The 21,276-nt window shown below is 33.9% G+C and carries 34 protein-coding genes, 1 tRNA gene and 1 pseudogene; 30 read left to right on the forward strand and 6 right to left on the reverse strand.

The window, feature by feature from the left end; translation table 11 throughout:
* Positions 1-64: 64 nt before the first annotated feature.
* From lgb_RS03525 to lgb_RS03535, 3 genes are all read right to left on the reverse strand, one after another.
* A complete protein-coding gene (locus tag lgb_RS03525) occupies positions 65-1,561 on the reverse strand; it encodes a GIY-YIG nuclease family protein (RefSeq protein ID WP_249663238.1) in 1,497 nt (498 codons plus the stop codon).
* Between the two features lie 112 nt (positions 1,562-1,673).
* Positions 1,674-2,267 carry a hypothetical protein gene (locus lgb_RS03530; protein WP_249663239.1) on the reverse strand — a complete coding sequence of 198 codons (594 nt, stop codon included), beginning with the start codon at positions 2,265-2,267 and terminating at the stop codon, positions 1,674-1,676.
* Between the two features lie 11 nt (positions 2,268-2,278).
* The gene (locus tag lgb_RS03535; protein WP_249663240.1) at positions 2,279-2,626 is read right to left on the reverse strand and encodes a helix-turn-helix domain-containing protein; all 348 of its coding nucleotides are present in this window, start codon (positions 2,624-2,626) and stop codon (positions 2,279-2,281) included.
* Between the two features lie 291 nt (positions 2,627-2,917).
* Here lgb_RS03535 and lgb_RS03540 point away from each other — a divergent pair, with 291 nt between their 5' ends.
* From lgb_RS03540 to lgb_RS03550, 3 genes are all read left to right on the forward strand, one after another.
* Entirely contained in the window at positions 2,918-3,136 is a 219-nt protein-coding gene (locus lgb_RS03540) for a hypothetical protein (RefSeq protein WP_249663241.1), read from the forward strand.
* Positions 3,137-3,147: 11 nt separating this feature from the next.
* The gene (locus tag lgb_RS03545) at positions 3,148-3,399 is read left to right on the forward strand and encodes a hypothetical protein (RefSeq protein WP_249663242.1); all 252 of its coding nucleotides are present in this window, start codon (positions 3,148-3,150) and stop codon (positions 3,397-3,399) included.
* 207 nt (positions 3,400-3,606) lie between these two features.
* Entirely contained in the window at positions 3,607-3,804 is a 198-nt protein-coding gene (locus lgb_RS03550; protein WP_019292872.1) for a hypothetical protein, read from the forward strand.
* Here the strand turns inward: lgb_RS03550 and lgb_RS03555 are convergent.
* On the reverse strand, positions 3,782-4,171 hold the full coding sequence (locus lgb_RS03555; protein WP_249663243.1) for a DUF2513 domain-containing protein: 390 nt from the start codon (positions 4,169-4,171) through the stop codon (positions 3,782-3,784). The two genes, lgb_RS03550 and lgb_RS03555, sit on opposite strands and share 23 nt — an antisense overlap.
* A gap of 143 nt (positions 4,172-4,314) precedes the next feature.
* Between lgb_RS03555 and lgb_RS03560 the strand changes: the two genes are divergently transcribed.
* The 10 genes from lgb_RS03560 (at position 4,315) to lgb_RS03605 (ending at position 8,428) form a co-directional block, all read left to right on the forward strand.
* Positions 4,315-4,506 carry a helix-turn-helix domain-containing protein gene (locus lgb_RS03560; RefSeq protein ID WP_249663244.1) on the forward strand — a complete coding sequence of 64 codons (192 nt, stop codon included), beginning with the start codon at positions 4,315-4,317 and terminating at the stop codon, positions 4,504-4,506.
* Positions 4,507-4,590: 84 nt separating this feature from the next.
* On the forward strand, positions 4,591-4,989 hold the full coding sequence (locus lgb_RS03565) for a DUF2800 domain-containing protein (RefSeq protein ID WP_249663245.1): 399 nt from the start codon (positions 4,591-4,593) through the stop codon (positions 4,987-4,989).
* Between the two features lie 11 nt (positions 4,990-5,000).
* A complete protein-coding gene (locus lgb_RS03570; protein ID WP_249663246.1) occupies positions 5,001-5,681 on the forward strand; it encodes a Sak single strand annealing protein in 681 nt (226 codons plus the stop codon).
* Positions 5,671-6,087: a single-stranded DNA-binding protein gene (gene ssb / locus lgb_RS03575; RefSeq protein WP_249663247.1), complete on the forward strand. Its 417-nt coding sequence runs from the start codon at positions 5,671-5,673 to the stop codon at positions 6,085-6,087. Before lgb_RS03570 ends, ssb begins: the two co-directional genes overlap by 11 nt.
* Before the next feature lie 99 nt (positions 6,088-6,186).
* Entirely contained in the window at positions 6,187-6,417 is a 231-nt protein-coding gene (locus lgb_RS03580; RefSeq protein ID WP_249663248.1) for a helix-turn-helix domain-containing protein, read from the forward strand.
* Positions 6,417-6,581, forward strand: coding sequence for a hypothetical protein (locus tag lgb_RS03585; RefSeq protein WP_249663249.1), 165 nt, complete (start codon positions 6,417-6,419; stop codon positions 6,579-6,581). Before lgb_RS03580 ends, lgb_RS03585 begins: the two co-directional genes overlap by 1 nt.
* Before the next feature lie 2 nt (positions 6,582-6,583).
* Positions 6,584-7,369 (forward strand): helix-turn-helix domain-containing protein, encoded by a 786-nt coding sequence (locus lgb_RS03590; RefSeq protein ID WP_249663250.1) that lies wholly within the window; start codon positions 6,584-6,586, stop codon positions 7,367-7,369.
* Positions 7,356-7,640: a hypothetical protein gene (locus tag lgb_RS03595; protein ID WP_249663251.1), complete on the forward strand. Its 285-nt coding sequence runs from the start codon at positions 7,356-7,358 to the stop codon at positions 7,638-7,640. The genes lgb_RS03590 and lgb_RS03595 overlap by 14 nt, the downstream gene beginning before the upstream one ends.
* Entirely contained in the window at positions 7,637-8,041 is a 405-nt protein-coding gene (locus tag lgb_RS03600) for a RusA family crossover junction endodeoxyribonuclease (RefSeq protein WP_249663252.1), read from the forward strand. The genes lgb_RS03595 and lgb_RS03600 overlap by 4 nt, the downstream gene beginning before the upstream one ends.
* A gap of 105 nt (positions 8,042-8,146) precedes the next feature.
* Positions 8,147-8,428 carry a hypothetical protein gene (locus lgb_RS03605; protein WP_249663253.1) on the forward strand — a complete coding sequence of 94 codons (282 nt, stop codon included), beginning with the start codon at positions 8,147-8,149 and terminating at the stop codon, positions 8,426-8,428.
* A gap of 104 nt (positions 8,429-8,532) precedes the next feature.
* Here the strand turns inward: lgb_RS03605 and lgb_RS03610 are convergent.
* Positions 8,533-8,877, reverse strand: a pseudogene (locus lgb_RS03610) (DUF805 domain-containing protein); the annotation flags it as partial.
* 162 nt (positions 8,878-9,039) lie between these two features.
* Positions 9,040-9,438: a Spx/MgsR family RNA polymerase-binding regulatory protein gene (locus lgb_RS03615; RefSeq protein WP_249663254.1), complete on the reverse strand. Its 399-nt coding sequence runs from the start codon at positions 9,436-9,438 to the stop codon at positions 9,040-9,042.
* A gap of 190 nt (positions 9,439-9,628) precedes the next feature.
* Between lgb_RS03615 and lgb_RS03620 the strand changes: the two genes are divergently transcribed.
* The 17 genes from lgb_RS03620 (at position 9,629) to lgb_RS03700 (ending at position 21,260) form a co-directional block, all read left to right on the forward strand.
* Positions 9,629-10,030 carry a DUF722 domain-containing protein gene (locus tag lgb_RS03620; protein WP_249663255.1) on the forward strand — a complete coding sequence of 134 codons (402 nt, stop codon included), beginning with the start codon at positions 9,629-9,631 and terminating at the stop codon, positions 10,028-10,030.
* A gap of 266 nt (positions 10,031-10,296) precedes the next feature.
* Positions 10,297-11,394 carry a lysozyme gene (locus lgb_RS03625; protein WP_249663256.1) on the forward strand — a complete coding sequence of 366 codons (1,098 nt, stop codon included), beginning with the start codon at positions 10,297-10,299 and terminating at the stop codon, positions 11,392-11,394.
* A 218-nt stretch (positions 11,395-11,612) separates the two neighbouring features.
* Positions 11,613-12,239 carry a CHAP domain-containing protein gene (locus tag lgb_RS03630; protein WP_249663257.1) on the forward strand — a complete coding sequence of 209 codons (627 nt, stop codon included), beginning with the start codon at positions 11,613-11,615 and terminating at the stop codon, positions 12,237-12,239.
* 102 nt (positions 12,240-12,341) lie between these two features.
* Positions 12,342-12,415 (forward strand) — tRNA-Arg (locus lgb_RS03635).
* Positions 12,416-12,541: 126 nt separating this feature from the next.
* The gene (locus tag lgb_RS03640; protein ID WP_249663258.1) at positions 12,542-13,090 is read left to right on the forward strand and encodes a hypothetical protein; all 549 of its coding nucleotides are present in this window, start codon (positions 12,542-12,544) and stop codon (positions 13,088-13,090) included.
* Between the two features lie 210 nt (positions 13,091-13,300).
* Positions 13,301-13,810, forward strand: coding sequence for a terminase small subunit (locus tag lgb_RS03645; protein WP_249663259.1), 510 nt, complete (start codon positions 13,301-13,303; stop codon positions 13,808-13,810).
* Positions 13,803-15,023 carry a PBSX family phage terminase large subunit gene (locus lgb_RS03650; RefSeq protein ID WP_249663260.1) on the forward strand — a complete coding sequence of 407 codons (1,221 nt, stop codon included), beginning with the start codon at positions 13,803-13,805 and terminating at the stop codon, positions 15,021-15,023. The genes lgb_RS03645 and lgb_RS03650 overlap by 8 nt, the downstream gene beginning before the upstream one ends.
* Positions 15,024-16,367, forward strand: a complete 1,344-nt coding sequence (locus tag lgb_RS03655; protein WP_249663261.1) for a phage portal protein — start codon at positions 15,024-15,026, stop codon at positions 16,365-16,367. It begins immediately after the preceding gene.
* Between the two features lie 3 nt (positions 16,368-16,370).
* Positions 16,371-17,414, forward strand: a complete 1,044-nt coding sequence (locus lgb_RS03660) for a minor capsid protein (protein WP_249663262.1) — start codon at positions 16,371-16,373, stop codon at positions 17,412-17,414.
* A 108-nt stretch (positions 17,415-17,522) separates the two neighbouring features.
* A complete protein-coding gene (locus tag lgb_RS03665; protein WP_249663263.1) occupies positions 17,523-18,137 on the forward strand; it encodes a DUF4355 domain-containing protein in 615 nt (204 codons plus the stop codon).
* Positions 18,138-18,146: 9 nt separating this feature from the next.
* Positions 18,147-19,079, forward strand: coding sequence for a phage major capsid protein (locus lgb_RS03670; RefSeq protein ID WP_249663264.1), 933 nt, complete (start codon positions 18,147-18,149; stop codon positions 19,077-19,079).
* A 17-nt stretch (positions 19,080-19,096) separates the two neighbouring features.
* A complete protein-coding gene (locus lgb_RS03675) occupies positions 19,097-19,336 on the forward strand; it encodes an Ig-like domain-containing protein (RefSeq protein WP_249663265.1) in 240 nt (79 codons plus the stop codon).
* A gap of 10 nt (positions 19,337-19,346) precedes the next feature.
* Positions 19,347-19,679, forward strand: coding sequence for a phage head-tail connector protein (locus lgb_RS03680; RefSeq protein ID WP_249663266.1), 333 nt, complete (start codon positions 19,347-19,349; stop codon positions 19,677-19,679).
* The gene (locus lgb_RS03685) at positions 19,676-19,987 is read left to right on the forward strand and encodes a hypothetical protein (RefSeq protein WP_249663267.1); all 312 of its coding nucleotides are present in this window, start codon (positions 19,676-19,678) and stop codon (positions 19,985-19,987) included. The genes lgb_RS03680 and lgb_RS03685 overlap by 4 nt, the downstream gene beginning before the upstream one ends.
* 8 nt (positions 19,988-19,995) lie before the next feature.
* Positions 19,996-20,322 (forward strand): HK97-gp10 family putative phage morphogenesis protein, encoded by a 327-nt coding sequence (locus lgb_RS03690; RefSeq protein WP_249663268.1) that lies wholly within the window; start codon positions 19,996-19,998, stop codon positions 20,320-20,322.
* Positions 20,319-20,708, forward strand: coding sequence for a phage capsid protein (locus lgb_RS03695; protein WP_249663269.1), 390 nt, complete (start codon positions 20,319-20,321; stop codon positions 20,706-20,708). Before lgb_RS03690 ends, lgb_RS03695 begins: the two co-directional genes overlap by 4 nt.
* A 9-nt stretch (positions 20,709-20,717) precedes the next feature.
* Positions 20,718-21,260, forward strand: coding sequence for a phage major tail protein, TP901-1 family (locus tag lgb_RS03700; RefSeq protein ID WP_249663270.1), 543 nt, complete (start codon positions 20,718-20,720; stop codon positions 21,258-21,260).
* The last annotated feature ends 16 nt before the right edge of the window (positions 21,261-21,276 follow it).

The raw sequence follows: 21,276 nt of genomic DNA on the forward strand, positions 1-21,276 counted from the left end.
GTTGTTTTTGTACTAGTTCTTAAGCCGCCCCTCAGTCGCCAAACTTGGGCGGTTTTTTTATTTTTTAAGCTATTGCATTTTCCACCATTGCTAATGATTGGTTATATTCCTGAGCAAGTATCGTTTTGTTAAAACTTGCAGTAGGATCAATTTCTTCTATAATATTTTCTATTTGATTAATATCAACTTTGAAAAATTCTTTACGGAGATTTACTTTATTCACGCGATTATTAGTAAGCATACGATGTAGTTTATTCTCTAAACCTACAGCATCATCACTGAATACAAAAGCATGGACATCAAATTTAAATGGAACTGAGGCGCTACCTAGTTCATCAATTCTTTGTTGAGGTTCCAACCTTCTTGTCATACCTATTTTAAATATATTTTCACCAAATGAGCCAAGGTTAGAAATAATATAAACATATCCAGCTTTACCTAAGGATAGTTTAGCAATTTCTTCCTTTTTCGTTTCAACAGATGATAACTGATTTTGCAATTCTAAAATACGAACTCTAAGTTGCTCAATCTTATTTGTATCTGTTTCATTTTCAAGTAGTTGAGAATTCTTTTCAATCTCGGTTTTATATTTGCTTTCTTCAATTGATAGTTTCTTTTTCTCAGCTTCCATCGCTTTTCGTTCTTCGGCTTCTTGTTTCATCTGCTCTTTAAGCTGACGCTGTTCTTCTTTTTCACGTTCACGGTAAATAAAATATTTATATTCTATGTCGAGTAGTTCTTTATAAAGGGGCTCTATTTCAAGAAGAAATTTGGTAATTGTAGGTAAAATTGTTTGATTACCATCTCCGGCAATAATAAGGAATTTATTTATTATTTCTTTTAATTTATCTTTTGAATCCGACAACTTATTAAATGATAAATTATACATTAAAATCTTTATCTCAGATTGTAGACCAATAATCATTAAAGAGTATATGGTCATATTTGACTTAGTAGTATAATTCTTTTCATATTTTTTAAGGACATTTGTGATCTCTTTACTTGTAGCTCTTGATAATTTTCTAAGCTCTTTTGAATCTTCTGAGTGAAGGTGTAGATTTGAAATAGTATCTAGCAATCCATCTTTAGAATAGACTTCCTTTATATTTTCATAAATTGCTTCGTTATCATAATAGGGATATTCTTTATGGAGGTTTTTGATAAGTTGAAGTTCAGAACGGAACTTACGCCCTTGTGTCTTTAGGCGATTATTCTCTTTTAAGAGCTTGGTGTTCTCTTCAATTAGAGTTTCATTCTCTTTGACCATTTGATGGTATTGTTCCATGAGATTAGATACGTATATTTCGGCATCTTTTCGAATGTTTTCACTATCTTTATTTGCTGAATTAATTATTTCTAATCTTAAATTTTCGTTTTTTTGAGCAAACTCTTCAGAAATTTTTCTGGTTAATAACTCTTGATCATCAAGTAATTTTTGATTATCTTCAAGTTTTATTTCAATGGAGTTTAACTGAAGCTTTAGCTTAACTAAATATCTATTTCTTTCCTCAATATCTTTATTTAGCGTAGTTAGTTGTTTTAATTTTTTAAATATATTCATTTGTTTTTAAATTTTTCTCGTAATTGTTGGAGTTATTTTACTTGGTTTTAAAAGTAATATTGGAATTCTGACAGAAACTTGACTTGTCATAAAATATTCCATATTTTTCATCTTATAAACATGCATAATCTATATGCAAAACTGTTTTAAATATTTTTACTGCAGCATCATACTTTTCATATGGCAAATTATATGCTTCAAGGAAATGATAGGTATTGATTTGCTCCACAACATCAAAATGCGAAATATAGTCAATAACACATTCCTTTAGTGACATTTTGCTATAATCTTTTGTCTGGATATTCTCTTTATTTAAGGCTTTTATAACTTCTGAGTTAACTTTGCAAAGAAGAGAAAAAGAAGCATCACAAGGGCAGCCAGATATTTCAATAAACTTCTGAAAAAGTTCGAAACTACCACCTTCAGTTATGAATATATCCCATAGAAAAAGAATAGCCTCTTTATTAGTTCGTTTCTCTTGAGGACTTATAGTGTCACATTCTCCTAGGCGATAAGAATCATTATTCTTAATATGCATCAATTCATGGCATAGCTTAAATGCTTTAACCGTAGTGGGATTAAAAATTGTTATCTTTTTTCTATTGTTTGTTACAGCGTCTAAAGGAAAAGATTCATAACTGATAACTTCAATTCCATATTTTTCTATCTCAAGTATTATACGCTCTATTAGTTCCTGTTCGTTCATAGAGCCCCCGATTAGTCTTCAAGACGTTTACCCAAAATAAGTTTTAATGCAGATTTTACTTCATCAGTAAGTGGCTTACCATCAAAAGAAACCCATTCATCCCAATCAACTTTATTTTCGTCAACGAGATCTGCCAAGTCTACCGGTTCTTTAGTTACTGTGTTTTTTTCACGACCTAGAAGATAATCAACTGAAACATGGAAATAATCAGCTACTTTTGCTAAATGTTCTGCTGAAGGAGATTTTTTACTTTTTAAGTTGTAAAAGTAATTTGGACTAAACCCTAGATCACTTGCAACTTTTTGGAGTGATTTGCCTTGTCTGTCAGCAAGTTCTTTTATTCTATCAAATGTAGTCATATCAAGCCTTTCAAAGGTATGACAAAAAATAATTCACTTTTTCGTGATATTCCTCTTGACAAATATAACTCGAAAGAGTAAAATAGTTTTTGTAAAGATAAATTATATTTCTAATAAAGAAAACCTAAAAATACTTAATAAACACAGCCACCAAGCGAGTTTTATAGAGTGTTTAATAGGCTCTTTAACTATGCTTTCATTTTACTCGTTCGTGAGAAAAAAGTCAAGTGTAAATATACAAAAATATAATTTTTATTTATAAAAACTTTATTTTGGGAAATAGGAGGAATTATGACACAAGAAAAATTTGAGCGTTATCGGAAAGCAGTAGGGGAACTGAAAAAGAAGAAAGGTTACACTAATGCTTTTCTAGCAAGTATCGCTTCAGAGAAAGCAGATTCTAAAATTCCTGCTAGTCGTATGTCAAATGTTATGAGCGGTAAAGAGAGCGGCAAAGCAGCCTTGGTTATTTTAGCAGATATTGCCTTTATCTACGATTTGGATGTTTAGAAGGAGTAAACATGATCAATCTTAGTTCACTAAACTCTGATGAGTGGGCAACTGATGAAAAATTAGCAGAAGCTCTAGGAGTTAAAAAAGAAACTATTCAAATTAAAATTCGCAAATTTCAAAAAGAAACCACTGATAAAGATTATGTTATTGATCTAGGAAAACGAATAACGTTTGTACCAGCTTTTATAGCATGGAGTAATTACTCGAAGAAATATCAGGGAGTTTCTCGCAAACCTAAATTTGAATACACAGGAGATTAATATTTAAGGAGCAACTATGCTAGAATATGACACTTTTTATACAACTGATGGGAAAGAAGTATGTATAAATAATGTAAATAAAACTTGGACAGTATATCGGCCAGAATTTACGTTTCCTAAGACATTTTATAAATTAAGCGATTACCTTCGCTACATGACAAAATAAAAAGCCCTAGCAGAAACTAGGAGGAGAGGAGGGCAATACCTATGTCAGAAAAACTAGAAATCAAAGTTCCAATACAAAAAGTAGTAGAAACTAAAGACAAATTATTAATTGATGATTTCAGTTTAGAATTCGTTGCAGAAGATGGCGTTAATCTCAGATATTTATCAAAGAATCTTATCGAGGTTTCTGTTACATTTTACGCTCAATCTCATGAATTTAAAGAAACAGACGAGCTATAAATTTAGTGATGTTTGAAGGAGTAGTAGGTACACCTTGATCTTTTAACTCATTTTTAAGTTTGTTTAAAAATGTATCATTTTTTAATGACAAAAGATACTGATGACCTATTGTAGTTAAACCACTGAATATATAAATAGGACCATCTTTTGTGGAAGTCTTATTTGCTTTTATTAATCCATCTTCTATCAAGTTATCTAAAGTTTCAAAAGTTGCTTGTATAAGAAGTTCAGAAGAAGTTCCGTTCTTTAATTCAGATAATACGAAATCTTGATTATTCATTGAATTAATGAAATCAGCAGTTTGTCCAGGAGCGTCTTTTTGTATAACGCTGAGACAAGTCTCGTAAAGTTTAAAATAATCTAGCATCTAATTACTCTTTTCTAAAATATTTTGAATAAACCACCGGAGGCGTGTTTCATTCATGTATTATTATACCAAAGTAGGTTAGCGTTTTCAGCTATATGTAGTATTATTTTTTTAAAAATAAATGAAAGGGCACAATATATAGTATGTGGAATAAAATTGAACAATTACTAAAAGAGAAAAATATGACACCATACCGCCTTGCTAAATTATCGGGATTAAATAAGGCAACTTTAGCTCATATTAAGAGCGGAAAAGTAAAAAAGCCATTATTTGAAACGGTATGCAAGATAGCAGATGCTCTGGAAGTTGATATCAATGAGTTCAGAGAAAAATGAAAAAGCTCACTTTGCAGAGCGAGCTGAGTAGAAATTTTTGAGAAGTTTCTACTCTTAGTATAACACAAGAGGAGAAAATAAAAAATGAGTTTACAACTAATACCAATGGATAGAGAAACTGGTGAAGTGCTTGAGTTTCGTCCATCAATGATTAAAGAATTGGATAATAGCGATTTAACCGCATTTTTAGAAGCTGTAAAAGCTGCAGATAAGATGAAAAAAGAGGCGGAGAAGGAAGTTAAGAAGCGCCTTGATGAAGGTCAAAACTTTACTCGTTTATCTTATGGGAAGAACCAATTTACTAGAGAAATTGTTATGGATAATACTGCTAAAACAGCGCTTATTAGAAAATATGGGTTAGAAAGTGTAGAGCCATTGTCAATTGCTAAATTAGAAAAGAAATATGGGGAAAGTATTCTTGAAGACATTGAGCAATTTATCATCATGAAACCTAAGAAAGCAAAAATTGTATGGGACAAATAGGAGAACAGCTCATGACAGAAAATAAAACTCCGTTTGAAACGCTTTACTATATTGATGTAAGTGACAATGTGGAGACAAAAAAATCAGGAAAAACGACATTATCCTATCTAAGTTGGACCTGGGCATGGGCAGAATTTGCAAAACGATTCCCAAGTGCGACGTATGAAATTGAGAAATTTGAAGCTCCAGATGGCACAAAGAGACCTTATATTTTTGATGAAAATACAGGTTATATGGTTTTTACAAATGTCACGATTGATGGACTAACTCATGAAATGTGGCTTCCAGTTATGGATGGTGCGAATAAAGCCATGAAATCAAAACCATATAAATATATGACTAAATACAATGGAGAAAAGTCAGTTGAAGCTGCTTCAATGTTTGATGTGAATAAAACTATAATGCGTTGTTTAGTTAAAAATTTAGCTATGTTCGGCCTTGGGCTTTATATCTATTCAGGGGAAGACCTTCCAGAAGTAAATGAGGAAGCAAAAGGAAAAGAAGTTGCAGCCTTTAAGAAAAAGGTAAAAGAACACGAGAAAAAAATAGATGATTTAGAAACAACAGATTCCATTAAAAAATATTGGAATATGTTGCCTCAAGCGGAAAAACAAGCTACTAAAGACTTTGTTATTAAAAAGGGTGAAACCCTCAAGCTACTAAAGGAGAAAGAGGAAATAAATGATAAATAATGTTGTGTTAGTTGGACGTATTGTCCGTGAACCAGAATTAAGATATACACCTCAGAATACGGCAGTAGCTACTTTCACTTTAGCAGTAAATCGCCGTTTTAAAAATGCTCAGGGTGAACGAGAAGCAGATTTTATAAACTGTGTTATCTGGAGACAGCCCGCTGAAAACTTAGCAAATTGGGCAAAAAAAGGAACTTTAGTTGGTATTACTGGAAGTATTCAAGTGAGAAATTATGAGAACAAGGAAGGCCAACGTGTTTATGTAACAGAAGTATTGGCTGATAGCTTTCAAATGATAGAAAGTAATTCAAATAAAACAGAAAAAGGTAAAACTAAATCTAATCAAGATAAAGATCCTTTTGCAGGTTCACCAATGGAAGTCTCAGATGATGATTTACCATTCTAAATAGCAGACATTAGGCTTCGGTGCAGGAAGGACCGAGTAAGTCGGGCGTTATGTACTCAGAGAGACCCAGCGCTAACCTATTTTTTATGGAGAATTAATATGAATAAAAAATTAAGACACCAAGATAGAGTATTAAATTATATAAAGGAATTTGGATCAATTACAAGTGCAGAATGCTTTACAGAGCTTGGAATTATTGATTTGCCAAAGAAAATTTGTTTGTTGCAAGATGAAGGTTATGTTTTCAAAAAAGAACCTATCACGCAGAAAAATAGATATGGTGATTCCACTACTTACAAACGTTACTCTTTGGCTAGGGAGGTAATCTAATGCGCATAAATGAAGTGGTAGGGTTACTTTCAACTTTTCCTTTGAGTACTGAGATTAAAATCGCTCAGAAAAAAGAAGGAACAGAAGAATATGTCACATCGAATATTGATTCATATAAATTCAATATCAAGGATGGAGAATTAGTTTTAATAAGTGAGGGTTAATTATGGAACAAAAAAGTACATTATTTTTCAACCAGATCCCCGCATCAATTATTGAAGCTGAAGATTTAAATGACTTTGAAAAATTACTTTTTGGAGAAATATATACAATGGCTAATTCATATGGGAGTATATTCCCCTCTAACACTTTTTTAGCCAAAAGATACAAGAAAAGTATTTGGACTGTCTCTACGTCTTTGAAAAAACTCCAAGATAAAGGGTATATCAATATGGAGTACCAGTATAAGGGTAGGGAGATATTAAAAAGGTTCATTTATCCCTGTTTAGATAAATCACAAGGGGGTATTGTGAAAAATCTAAAGACCCCTTGTGAAAAACCAAAAGGGGGTATTGTGAAAAACCCAAAAGATAATATATCATCTAATAAATCAATTAATAAATCATTTAATAATATATCGAACAAGTCCGATATAGAATCTGATTTAGAAAATAGATTTGCAACTCTTTGGAAAATGTATCCAAATAAAAAAGGGAAGCCAAAAGCATTAACAGCATATAAAAAGGCTGTTAAATCTGGTGTAACGGATAAAGAGATTCAAATTGGTATTGAAAACTATTTAGCAGAAATAAATGCAAAAGGGACTTTAAAAGATTATATCAAGCATGGGAGTACATGGTTTAACGGTAAGGGTTGGGAAGATGATTATGATACAACACCTAGACAAGAAACTTTTGCAGGTAATAAAGTAGTGAAATCTGCACCTAGTTGGGCTACCCCCTATACAGAGCCAGAATATACTGATGAGGAGATAGCAGATGTCTTTAAGTAATAAATCACAGTGGCTTAAAACTCAACAAGCTGTAGGCTCATTTATTAATGCTGCAGAGGACTGCTGTACTAGAGTAACACCAGAGCATTATCGAAAGTTTACAGATTGGTATTTTGAGAAACCTCGAAAGCTAGCACTGAATTATATGACTTTTGTTTTATATCTTACTCGTTCTGTTTATAGTGTGGATCAACTCAATGAGATACGACAAGATAAATCTTTGGGAAAAATCGAAGTCCTACCAGTAGATAGGTGGGTAAGTAAGACATGAAGTTTTCTTTCGAGCTACAGAAGATGCCAACAACGGCACAGCAGAAAGGCGTTTCTTATAAAAACGGTAATCCTGTATTTTATAACCGAAAAGGGACTCAAAACTATGAGTTACAAGGTGCATTAAAAAAAGCAGCACCTAAACAGTCTTTTCCAAAAGGTACACCGCTTATTCTAGATGTTGTTTTCACATATGCAATCAAACAGAAGAGGTTGTGGGGCGAGTATAAACAAACGAGGCCCGATTTAGATAATCTCATGAAGAATCTACAGGATTATATGACTAAATTTGGTTTTTACGCCGATGACAGTCAGATAGTAGTTCTCTGTGCCAGAAAATTTTATGGAAACAAAAATAAAATTGAAATAGAAATAACTGAGTTGGATAGCTCAGGAAGCTAAAAAATCATGCTAATTTCGTCACTTAAATATGTTTTGGATAGATTGTGCCTTCTAAATGTAAAACGTACGAGAGAGCGAAATACAAGCGTATAAGAAAGGGGAGAAATGACAAAGGAAATAGTAACATTATTTTTAATTCTAACTATATCAATTGTGTCTTACACAGGGTGTGCAATCCGAGCAGATAAAGCACGTCGATATCATGAAAGACAAGGTGATAAATCCACAGAAGTATTGGAACAAATTGCAAAGCTTTGGGGCTCATCAGCTAAAACATCTAAAACAGTAATGAAGTGCGAAATTTGTCACAAAAATACAGCTATGGCAACAGTTGATCATAAATTACTTTGTAAATCTTGTTATGAGCAGATTGAGGTGAATAAATGACAGTTTAGGCTTTATTTGATATTGGAAACGACTGTTATAAACACTCTACTGATGAATTAGTAGAGTAAAATAAAAAAGCTAGCCATAAGGCTAGGATTTAAAATTTATCTATAACTATAACTCATTCGAGTTTCTTTATCTGGAAGAGTTAAACAATAGGCGAGTATAAAAGGTCCTGCATAGGGGATAAGGAAGAGGAATAAAGTTCCCCAGTGCAAACCAGCATTGTTCAATCTTCTAATAGTGATTGTAAGAGTTGGCAGTAAAGTTGCTAAAAAGTACACAGCTGATAGTGACATACTTCCAATTACAAGAATATCATCAGGTAGACCGTTACCGTAACTGTGTCGCATTCCAATACCAATTATTAGGAGGATGAATAGAGCAGTATAGATACAAAAGTGAGTAAGTATAATTTTCCAGAAATCACCTACATTACATTCATCTTTAAAATTGGAATATTTTGTCTAAAATGTTTTATATGTATGTTTCATATTTACCTACTTTCTATAAGAATATTATACTTTTTAAAATAGGAGGTGACACTTACAAAAGTGTAATAAAAATCAGACGTTTCAACAAAAAAAGCATCATTTTTGATGCTAACAGATTTACTCAGCTTTGTTTTCAGCTATGAAATCAAAGTAAATATTTTTATGGAAACGAGGTAGAAATTTTCTTGCACGATTCTCTGTAAACCCCACTAATAGTTTAGTCTCATCAACAATAATTGGAGTGCGTATAACAGTTCGGTATCTTTTTAAGAAGGATATCATTTCGCTTAGGGAAGATTCTTCAAATGAGTGGTGATATTTCTTATACATGGCACTTCTGTCTAAAAGGATATCATCGATTCCATTTTCTGTAAGAGATAAAATATGTAAGAAATCTGAAGTAGATAAGTCATCTTTAGCTACGTTTATCTCAGTGAATGGAATATTGTAGCTGTTTAGCCACTCTCTAGCTCTTTTCGAAGAGTAACAATGGTTAACAAAATATAATTTAATCATATAGTGGCCCTCCTATCATTAATAAATTTAGTATAATATTATAATTTTATCATAATAATATAAAAATTCAGAAAGATATCTGGGCTAAAATTAAAATAAAACTTAAAAAATAATAAAAAAGCCTGCTGGTACAGGCTTAGGCATGAGTTTTTATCTGTCTATATTATAACATACTGGAGGAAGTTTATTCATGGCAGATAAGCTAGATTTATTAATTAGTGATTACATGACTGGAATGCTTCAAGTGAAGATAAATTCTCGTGCAATGTGGATTACTCGTCAGAAGAACGAAGAACGAATTGGAAGTAGTGGAACAAGTAATAATACAGCACCCCAAGAAAGAAATTTTCTTATTTTAGAAGCAGATAAAGAACTTGGAAAGTTAAAGGACCAAAAGCAAACACTTGATGAATTAATGGAAGTGATTCAAGGTACACTCGTTAAAGAAATAATCATTGCAAGATTTAAATACCGACTATCTTGGTATAAAGTTGGTTTAAGGGTCTGTTTGGAAGAAAGCACAGCTAGGAAACAATATGATGCTTTTAAAAAGACACTAAGAGAAGGATTATGGAGAGAAACATTGTATTGATTTTACTTTCCGTTTTCTTCCCGAAATTTTCCCATTTAGTTCCTATTTTAAGTGAGATAATGATAACATGAACAATTCGGTAAAAACACAAATTACATGTTCGGTTGAATTAAAAGTGCTGAAATTGTTTCATAAATGTTAAAAAGCTTAATCAAATTGATTAAGCTTTTTTTGTACCTAAACCAATTAAAAATTGGAAGGTATAATAAAATTAAGATAATCAAGAGGCCTCTATTATCTTAAAGAAATAAAAACGGAGGTAGGAAATGGCACGAACGATTGCAGAAGTTAGAGCATTTCTTGATAGCCTTATTGGGCTAGTAACTGTAGATAAGTCAGACAGTAGTCTTAATGGGCAATGTGTTAGCTTAATTAAAAATGTGCTGGAATTTGTTGGAGCACCTAATCCTTACGTGGCAAGGGGACATGCTAAAGATGTTCCAGTAACCTACGTAACACAGGGAATTGCTAGAACTGGTAATGGTACTTTAAATGTAGCAGTAAACAGATACGGTGGTAATGGATTCGGCCATGTGTGGATTAAAATTGGTTCAGATACATGGCAAGCTAATATGAACGGTAAACCAGTCAAAAAAAATACGTATGAAGATCCCATTACCGATATAATTAACTTAGACCAATGGATTACTGGAGGAGCCCCTTCTCCTGGAGGTGGTGGTAAAGCAACATCTACAGGTCCAAAAGGTAAAGCATTGATTAAAGACTTCGAAAAATGTGTTCTAACTGCTTATGATAATAATGACGGTATGATTACAATTGGTTGGGGTCACGCTGAACCTAAAGGAAACACTAGCCTTGTGGCTGGTGTTACTCGATGGTCACAAGCACAAGCAGATAGTACATTTGAAAGTGATCTCAAAAAGTATGAAAAAGCAGTAAATGATTACTTTACACGAAGCTTTAATCAGAATCAATTTGACGCAATGGTGAGTTTCACATACAATCTTGGAGTCGGTGTTTTTGCAAATGACGCTTGGGATAGAAATGCATCTAATGAATATATTTTAGCTTCATTGCCTAAATATATTAATAAAGGATCAGCTCATGAACCAGGGTTGGTACGACGTCGAAATGCAGAAATAGCATTATTTAATACACCAGTATCTGGTGGAGGTTCAGAAACAGATGAAGGAGAAATTGAAATGATTTTATATAAAGTAAACGACAAGAATTCTAAAATGAATGGTTCAATCTGGATGTTCAACGGTGAGCAACTTACACGCTTGGATGGAGTATCAGCAGCTAAGTTTGCAAAAAACTTTAAAACTACAGATGTCAACCAAGCAGAAATGAGTTCATTTAAAAATATTGGATTCCGTACTGTGGGTGAATTTAAATATTAAACATTTTTAAGTAGCTAAAGTGGGTCTCATGGTCAAGGTTCGATTCCTTGATTAGTTATTAGAAGTACTTACAGGGAAGTGCTTAATACTAAAAAGTTGTCATAAAGGACAGCTTTTTTTGTAACCTGGAACAATTGAAAATCCAGTTCTATAATATATTTAAGATAACTAAGAGGCCTCTATTTATCTTAAAAGAATAAAAATAAAGGAGGTAGGAAATGGCAGACTTATTGGCATTAGCATCAGCTAAGCTTGGTCAAACTGTAGATATGGATGGCATGTACGGTGGTCAATGTATGGACTTGATTGTCTATGTTGTTCAAACTGCATATGGTGTTCATATGGGCGGTAACGCTATTGATACAGGGAGTGCAAGTAATATTGCTGCTTTGCAAAATGCAGGAGTAAAAGTTCAACGTATCACAAATCGTAGCCAACTCCAACGAGGAGATATTGTTGTCTTTTCAGATGGAGGTTACGGTCACGTTGCAATCATCGAAGAGCCTACACACCCAACACTCGTTCAACAAAACATTAACGGGCGACAATACGTAACACGTGACAGTTTTGCATGGTCAGATTACTATGGCTTGTCGTTTGCATACGGATTACGATTGGGTGGAGATAACCCAGTTCCAGACCCAGAGGAGGAAATAGAAATGCTTAAATTATTTAGAGTTAATGAAGGACATAAATCACTTCGTGTTATGAACACTGCTACAGGTAAATCACTTGCAGTAGATGCTACAGGAGGAGCAGCTTTGCGTGCATTCCTTAAAGATGAGCCAACAATTGAACGTGCTCAACTTGATACTTTGAACGTTATTTTGGGAAAAATTTCTTAATTGAAATATTGATCCAATATTTTAGTCGAATATCTTGAAGCTTCAAGATATTCGTGAAAAAACTGAACATGTTGAAAAAATCTCGTGTTCAGTTTTTTATTTAGGGATTTAGCTCAAATGGATAGAGCATTCGCCTTCTAAGCGAACGGTTAGGGGTTCGAATCCGCTAGTTCCTATAGCAGGTACTTACAGGGAGTGCCTGACTCTAGAAAATACTTATAAATATTTTAATAAGATATTACCTGTAGAATTTAAAGACATTTTATAGTATCCTTAAATAATAAAGAATTAAAGGGGAAACTATGAGTAATTTAAGTAATATTTTATTGTTATTAATTTTAGGAGGCTTGACAATTGTTGGATATTTTCTTAAAGATCTTCCTAAATTGTTACGAGGGTTGAGAGTGGAAGAGAGTAGAAAAAATAGTGAAAAAGAAATACAAAGAGAAATATTTTTTAGACAGCTAAAGGGATCAGAACTTGCAAATACTCTTGAAGACTGGTCAAATCTAGTTATGGAAATGGGAAAAAGTGGACAAAAAGGTATAACTCCTGAACAGATATCAGAGTTGCAAAAAAAAGTTTTGTTATATGGTTCAGATAGAACGATAAAAATTCTAGCCGAGACACAACAATACTTTTATAATCCTAGCGATAATTCATTTGTGGGTATGTATTATTTATGTTATGTGGTTTGTGGGTTGAAATCAGATTTTACAGGTTATGAAATATCACCAATGGATATTATTAAAATAAAAATAAATGACTATGATTCAAAAGAAAATGTTGTTAAATTTGAAGAAGCTAGAAAAATAGTTAATAAAAGACTTAAACAACTTAAATTACTTTGAGGTAGAGATATTGTTATTTCTTGCGGTAGCCGTATTAGCATTAAAAACATTAAATTTAATAAGTATATCTTGGACTCAAGTTATAGTAATACTTTTCGTATTATTAATAGCTTCGTTATTTGAATTGAGATATATTTATAAAAAAATAGATAAGAGATTTAAATAAAGCTGTCATAAATGGCGGCTTTTTGCATATCTAAGGAGGGAGGTATGAAACTAACTGAAAAACAGAAGAAATTTTGTGATGAGTATATTAAATTAGGTAATGCGAAGGAAGCAGCGATAAATGCTGGATATAGTAAAAGGACAGCAAAATCTATAGGAGCTGAAAACCTTACTAAACCTGACCTAAAAAAATATATTGATGAGAGAATGGCTCAATTAGCTTCTGAGCGTATTATGAGCGCACAGGAGATACTTGAAAGACTAAGCCTAATAGCTAATGCAGAAATAAAAGAAACAGTCGTAGTGGCTAACGCAGAGGGCTATGCAGAAGTTGAAAAACCTCCTGACTTTAAGACACAAATACAAGCTATGAAAGAACTTCTTAAACGCTATCCAGGAAATGATAAACTTTTGGAACAACAGCTTAGAAAACTTACTGCTGAAGCCAATATGGCAGAGCTTAAAGTTGAGTCTATTAAAAATTCATCTAATGAAACTGTGGAAGAAAAACTGGATGCATTACTCGGTAAGATAAGCGGTGAATTAGATGATTAGTGATGTATATACAAAAAGACAAATAGAGGTATTAAGCCAAACAGTAAATAAAGACTGGTTTATTACATTGCTTCATGGTGCTAAACGTTCTGGAAAAACAAAGATCAATAACGACCTTTTTTTATTTGAGTTAAGACGTGTGAGAAAGATTGCGGATGAAGAAGGAATAAAAGAGCCCATGTATATATTGGCTGGTGTTTCTTCGAGTACGATTCAGAAAAATATCTTACAAGAACTTTATAACATGTATAATATTGAGCCGAAATTCGATAAACATGGAAACTTTAAACTCTTTGGTGTCAAAGTTGTTCAAGCTTATACAGGTAATATTGGTGGTGTAGGTGCAATTCGTGGTATGACTGCTCATGGCGCTTATGTTAATGAAGCATCACTTGCTAAACAAGAAGTATTTGCTGAGATTATTTCTCGTTGTTCTGGAACTGGAGCACGTATACTAGCTGATACCAACCCAGACAATCCAGAGCATTGGTTGAAGAAGGAGTATATAGACAAGAAAAATGAAAATGTTAAATCTTTTCAATTCCAGCTGGATGATAATACTTTCTTGTCTCAGCGTTACAGGGAAAATATTAAGGCAGCAACTCCAAGTGGCATGTTTTATGACCGAGATATTAAAGGTCTGTGGGTTTCTACTGATGGTGTTGTTTATCAAGATTTTGATGCTAGCAAGCATTATATTCATTCTAAAGATTTGCCAAGCTTATCCACATTTTATTGTGGAGTTGACTGGGGTTATGAACACTGGGGCTCTATTGTTGTATTTGGGGAAACAGATGATGGCACAGCTTATCTTATTGAGGAACACGCCTCGCAGTTTGAAGAAATTGACTACTGGGTAGAAGTGGCTAAAGGAATCCAAGAGAGATACGGAAAGAAAGTCCCTTTTTGGTGTGATTCAGCTCGTCCAGAACACATTGCCAGATTTCAAAGGGAAAGAATAAATGCTTTTAACGCAGATAAGGCCCGACTAAGTGGTGTAGAAGCAGTCGCAAAACGTTTTAAGACAGACAAACTATTTATTTGCCAAGATAAAGTAGAAAAATTTAAAACTGAAATTTATCAGTATATCTGGGATAAGAAAAAAGGTGAACCAATCAAAGAATTTGATGATGTTCTTGATGCTGTTCGATACGCTATTTACAACCAAAGTAAACCGAAGGCAAAAATTAAATCATTCAAGAGGGGGTTATAGTTGGATATTAAGCCAATTGAATTAATGACTTTTTCAAAAGATGGAGAAATTACTCCTGAGGTAGTGAAAAAGTTTATAGAAAAACACAAAGAAGAAATTGCACGCTATCAGTATCTAATAAACATGTATAAGGGTATTATGGATATCACTTCTCAGAAAAAGAAGGATGATTGGAAGCCTGATAATAGGTTAGCTGTTAATTTTCCAAAATATATTGTAGATACTTTTACAGGTTATTTTAATGGGATACCTGTTAAAAAATCGCATAAAGATTCTAAAGTATTAGAGAAGCTGCAGTCATTTGATAATTTAAATGATATGGAAGATGAAGAGTCGGAACTTGCTAAGATGGCATGTATTTATGGACGGACTTTTGAGTTACTTTATCAAGATGAAGTTACACAAACAAATGTTGTTTATAACAGTCCTGAAAATATGTTTATGGTTTATGATGATTCCATCAAAGAAGAACCGTTATTTGCTGTAAGATATGGATTTGATGAAGATGATAATCTCAAAGGAGAAATTTATACTCTACTGGAAACAATTGAAATTAGCGGTAAGGTCAGTGAATTAAGTTTTGGAGAAAGAACTTATAATCCTTATCCAGAACTGCCCGTTGTTGAGTTTTATTTTAACGAAGAACGAATGAGTATCTTTGAATCTGTAATCTCACTTGTTAATTCTTTTAATAAGGCAATCAGTGAGAAAGCAAATGATGTAGATTATTTCAGTGATCAATACCTAGCTTTCTTAGGCGCAGAAGTTGAAGAAGAAGATTTGAAGAACATACGCAGCAATCGTGTGATTAATTATTTTGGGAGAGACAACGAAAAAGGAAATGTTGACGTGCGATTTTTGGAGAAGCCTGATAGCGATGCTCAAACAGAAAATTTATTGGATCGTTTAACAAAACTTATCTTCCAAATAACAATGGTTGCTAATATCTCAGATGAATCTTTTGGATCATCAAGCGGTATTGCATTGGCTTATAAGCTGCAAGCTATGAGTAACCTTGCTTTATCTTTTCAACGTAAATTTCAATCTTCACTCAATAAGCGTTATAAATTATTTTGTAGTCTGACGACTAATGAAGCTGGGAAAGACTCATGGAAAGATATTGAATACTCCTTTACACGTAATGAGCCTAAGGATATTAAAGAGCAAGCTGAGACAGCAACTCTTCTCATGGGCGTGACAAGTGAAGAAACTGCTTTAAGTGTTTTATCTGTTGTTCCTGATGTAAAGACAGAAATAGAGCGAATTAATAAGGAAAAAGCTGATAATCCAGTGTTTGATCAAGATAAAATGCAGCAAGATGAAGCAACACAACAAAAGGAGTAATTTATGAAAACTCCAGATTATTGGATAAAGCGTGAAAAAGCTTGGCAAGCCCAACAGATTAAAGATGATAAAAAACGTATGACACAAATCATGGATAAACTTTTTGATGCACAAGAAGCTATTCAAAAAGAAATCAATGCGAATTGGCAGAACTTTGCAAATGGCCAAGGTATCTCAGTAAGTGAAGCTATGAAACGTGCAGACAAAATGGATGTTCAATCTTTTGGGAGAAAAGCTAAGAAATATGTGGAAGAAAAAGACTTTTCACACAAAGCAAATCAAGTTTTAAAACTTTATAATCTTACAATGCGAGTAAACCGATTGGAGTTATTAAAAGCAAACATAGGCTTAGAGCTTATTGCTGTCTTTGATGAACTTGATAAGTACTTCTCTAACAAGCTGACTGGAGTAGCATTAAGCGAGTTTGAAAGACAAGCAGGTATTCTTGGTTTAACCGTTCCTAAAAATGGATATACTAGCTTAATAGAAACAGTGCTTAAGGGAAGTTTTTATGTGGAGGGCTTTGCTAGTTTTTCAGATAAGCTATGGCAATATCAATTTGAATTAAAAGCAGATATTGAAAAACTTCTCATTAGGTCCGTGACAAGTGGTATTAATCCTAAAGAACTATCTGCACAGCTTAAGAAATTAATGACTGAGGCAGGACGAGAGAATGCAACATATAACGCAAATCGTTTACTCATTTCAGAAACTACACGTATTCAAACAGCTATTCAAGAAGAAAGCTATAAAAGAGCTGCTATTGAAGAATATGAATACATTGCAGAACCTGATGCATGTCCTATATGTGGTGCCTTAAATGGCAAAATATTTAAGCTAACAGACATGAGCCCAGGGATTAATGCACCTAATATGCATCCGTGGTGCAAATGTAGTACTGCTCCACATGTTGATGATAAGTCTTTCTGGAATAGTTTGTTAAAGCGTGGAGTAATCAACCAAGATGAATATAAACAAGCTTTCGAGGATAGAGCAGAAGCTGATAGAGCAATTAAAGAAATCAAAATAGATAGAAAAAATAAATAGCATTTGTCATTGACGAGTGCTTTTCTTTTGTCCAAGCATTGAAGACATAAAAAGCTATGGAAAGTGCAAGCATTTATCCACGTTAAAAGATATGGAAGGAGCATCACTATGAAAAACAAACAATTATTGCCTTTAAACTTGCAATTGTTCGCAGATGGAGAACCTAGGAATAATCCAGACGGTGGAACAAGCTCTGGCCAAGCCACTCCACCAGAATTTAAATTAGAAAATCTAACCGATGAACAATTAGCAGCAGTCAAAGAAAAATTTGGACTTAAAGATGATAATGATGTTGACTCTATCGTGAAGTCTAAACGTTCACGCTGGCAAAAAGAAGTTGAAGCTGAGAAGCAAGAAGCAGAAAAGCTAGCAAAAATGAACAAAGACGAAAAAGAAGAACATGAACGTAAAAAGCTTGAAGCTCGTATTGCAGAATATGAGCGCAAGGAAAACTTGCGGGAAATGTCCAAAGTTGCTGGAACTATGCTGAAAGAGCAAGAAATCCGTACCACTGAAGCTGTGTTAAATATCTTAGTTTCAGAAGATGCGGACAAAACGAAAGCAGCAGTCAAAGAATTTGCGGATTATATCAAAGAAGAACGCAAACTTTGGGAAGTAGAACGCAATACAGGTAAAACGCCTAATAAAGTACCAAGCAATACAGGAATTTCAAATATTGCAGAAGCTCAAAAAGCACTTAACGAACATCGAATTATTAAATAGGAGAATAAAATGAAAAAACAACTACTAAACCTTAATTTACAACACTTTGCATTTGATCCAGACAACGTGACAATGCAGGCCGCAAAAACAGGATCAATTCCTAAAAATCAATCTGCTGATATTATCACATCAGTGAAAAATGGTTCTGCAGCTATGCGCTTAGCTAAGGCTGTGCCAATGACAAAACCAATTGAAGAATTTACATTCATGACTGGTGTTGGTGCTTACTGGGTTGGTGAAGGTGAGCGTATCGAAACAAGCAAGCCAACTTTTGTAAAGGCTGAACTAGCTTCTAAAAAAATGGCCGTAATCATCCCAACAACTAAAGAAAATCTGAACTATTCAGTAACGAACTTCTTTGAATTGATGAAGGCAGAAATTGCAGAAGCTTTCTATAAGAAATTTGACCAAGCTGTATTCGGTGGAATTGAAAACCCGTATAAATTTAGTGTGCTAAAGGCAGCTACAGATGCAGGGAATGTAATCACAGAAACAACAAATAAATATGATGATTTCAACGATGCAATTGCATTAATTGAAGATAATGACTTAGAGCCAAATGGTATTGCATCCACTCGCTCACAACGTCGTAAATATCGTGCAACAAAAGATGAAAATAAACTTCCAATCTTCAACACTGCTAACTCTAATGGTGTTGACGACATCCTTGGTTTGCCTATTGCTTATACTCCTAAAGGATCGTTTGGAACAGGGGATACAGCTCCTTTGGAATTGATTGCTGATTGGAACTATGCATACTACGGAATTTTAAAAGGTATTGAATATGAAATTCTTACTGAAGCTACTCTTACAACCGTTGTGGATGAAAATGATAAACCTATTAACTTAGCAGAACGTGATATGGCTGCAATTAAAGCAACGTTTGATCTTGGGTTCATGACTGTTAAAGATGAAGCATTTGCTGTAGTAAAAAAAGCATAGCCCCTACGGGTGTAACGTTGAATAAAACAACATTATCACTCGCAGTTGGGGCAAACGAAACGTTAACAGCAACAGTAACACCAGAAAATGCAGAAGATAAGTCAGTTCAATTTTCATCAAGCGATGCAGCTATTGCAACAGTAACGCCAGTTCAAGGAAAAATTACAGCAGTTGCAGAAGGAACAGCGACAATTACAGTTACAACTGCAAATGGGAAAACAGCAACTTGTGAAGTCACAGTAACTCCTGCAGGATAGGGAGGCACATATGTCATTAACTGAGGATATAAAAAGCCTTCTCGGGGGAACACCAGAGAAACGTTTAGAGGTTATTGAAAAAAGAACTCGCGAACGGCTGCTTGTTATCATTGGCGCTAGTATAGAAGAAGTGCCGCCAGAGCTTGATTATATTGTTATGGACGTTGTTTTAAAACGATTTAATAGAATTGGTCAAGAAGGGATGCAGTCATACTCACAAGAGGGACTAAGCATGACATTTGCAGAATCAGATTTTGATGAATATGCCAGCGAGATTGAAGCATGGCAAAAATCAAAAGAAGAGGAAAGCAATAAGAAAATTGGGAGGTTTAGGCTTTATTGAGGTATTTAGAAAACGTGACGTTTGTCAAAGAATCTTCTGGAACTCATTATGATCCTGATAAAGGAGAATGGGTTGAAAGTGAACCAATCAAAAAGACTTTTAGCGCAAATGTAACAGATATTGGCACAGAACGCAGTGTAAAAATCTTTGGAGATATTAAACAAGGGGCTAAAGTCCTGCGAATGATGCCCCTTTTTGATATGCCAGAATACGATTATATTGAGTTTGACGACAAGAGATGGAAGCTGGCTACATACCGTAATCCTAGCGAGCGTAATACTTTCTTATTACAGGAGGTGAATATGTAAAAACTAGCTTGTCATTTAAAGGGATTGATCAACTTGTTAAGCATTTAAATAAAGCAGCTTCTTTGAAAGATGTCCAAAATGTTGTTAAAAGTAACGGTACTGACCTAACAAAGAAAATGCAACAGCTAGCTCCAGTTGATACAGGCTATCTAAAGCGTTCAATAAAAATGTCTTTAACTGATGGGGGATTTAGTGCAGAAGTTGGTCCGTATGCTGATTATGCAGCGTATCTCGAATATGGTACACGATTTCAGAATGCTCAGCCTTTTATTAGGCCTAGTTTTAATATTCAAAAAGAGATATTTAAAAGTGATTTAGAAAGGTTGATGAAATGATTAAAACACGAGACCAATCTATTTTTGATGAAGTTTTTAAACGCTGTGAGTTGCTAGGATATAAAGTTTATGATTATAAGCCCGCGGATGATGTTTCTTACCCTTTTGTTGAAATAGGCAACACTCAAACTATTCATCAAATGAACAAGACGGATATAAAAGGGACAGTTTCTCTTTCATTATCTGTATGGGGGCTACAGAAGAAGCGTAAAGAAGTGTCTGACATGGCAAGTAATATATTTAATCAAGCATTGGATATTGAGGCAACAGATGGATATTATTGGTCTTTAAATGTGCAAGCAAGTGATATACAAATGCTCGATGATACAACAACAAATACACCGCTAAAAAGAGCGGTGATTAATTTAGAATTTAGATTAAGATAGGAGAATACTATGGCAGATTTAGTAGCCAAACAAGGTAAAAATATTATTTTGCTTTATCGTTTACTGACGAAGGCAAAAGATGAAGCAGCATGGAAGCTTGCATTTCAAACAGATCATTCAAGTGAGAAAACTCGTGATTATAACACGACACCTACCAAAGATGGGCCAGTTGGTGCTTTAGCGGCAGCAGAATATAGCCTGTCTGCAACATCTATTGCAGCGGATGGAGATACTCATATTGATGAAATGGATGATGCATTTGATAACGGAGATATTGTAGAAGTATGGGAAATTGATAAAGCAGAAAAAGGGACTGGGGAAAATTCAGACAAGTACAAAGCAAAATATTTACGTGCTTATTTAACTAGTTTTTCTTATGAACCTAATTCAGAAGATGCGCTTGAGTTGAGTCTGGAATTTGGAGTATTTGGTAAACCTCAAAAAGGATATGCCACTCTTACAGATGAACAAGCGGATGTAGTTCAATATGTATTCAAAGATACAGTCAAAGAAGAAGCAGCACCTCAAACATTGAAATCAGAAAGCAAATAGAGCAAATACTGCTCTA

Source organism: Lactococcus petauri, assembly GCF_023499275.1.
Taxonomy (GTDB): Bacteria; Bacillota; Bacilli; order Lactobacillales; family Streptococcaceae; genus Lactococcus; species Lactococcus petauri.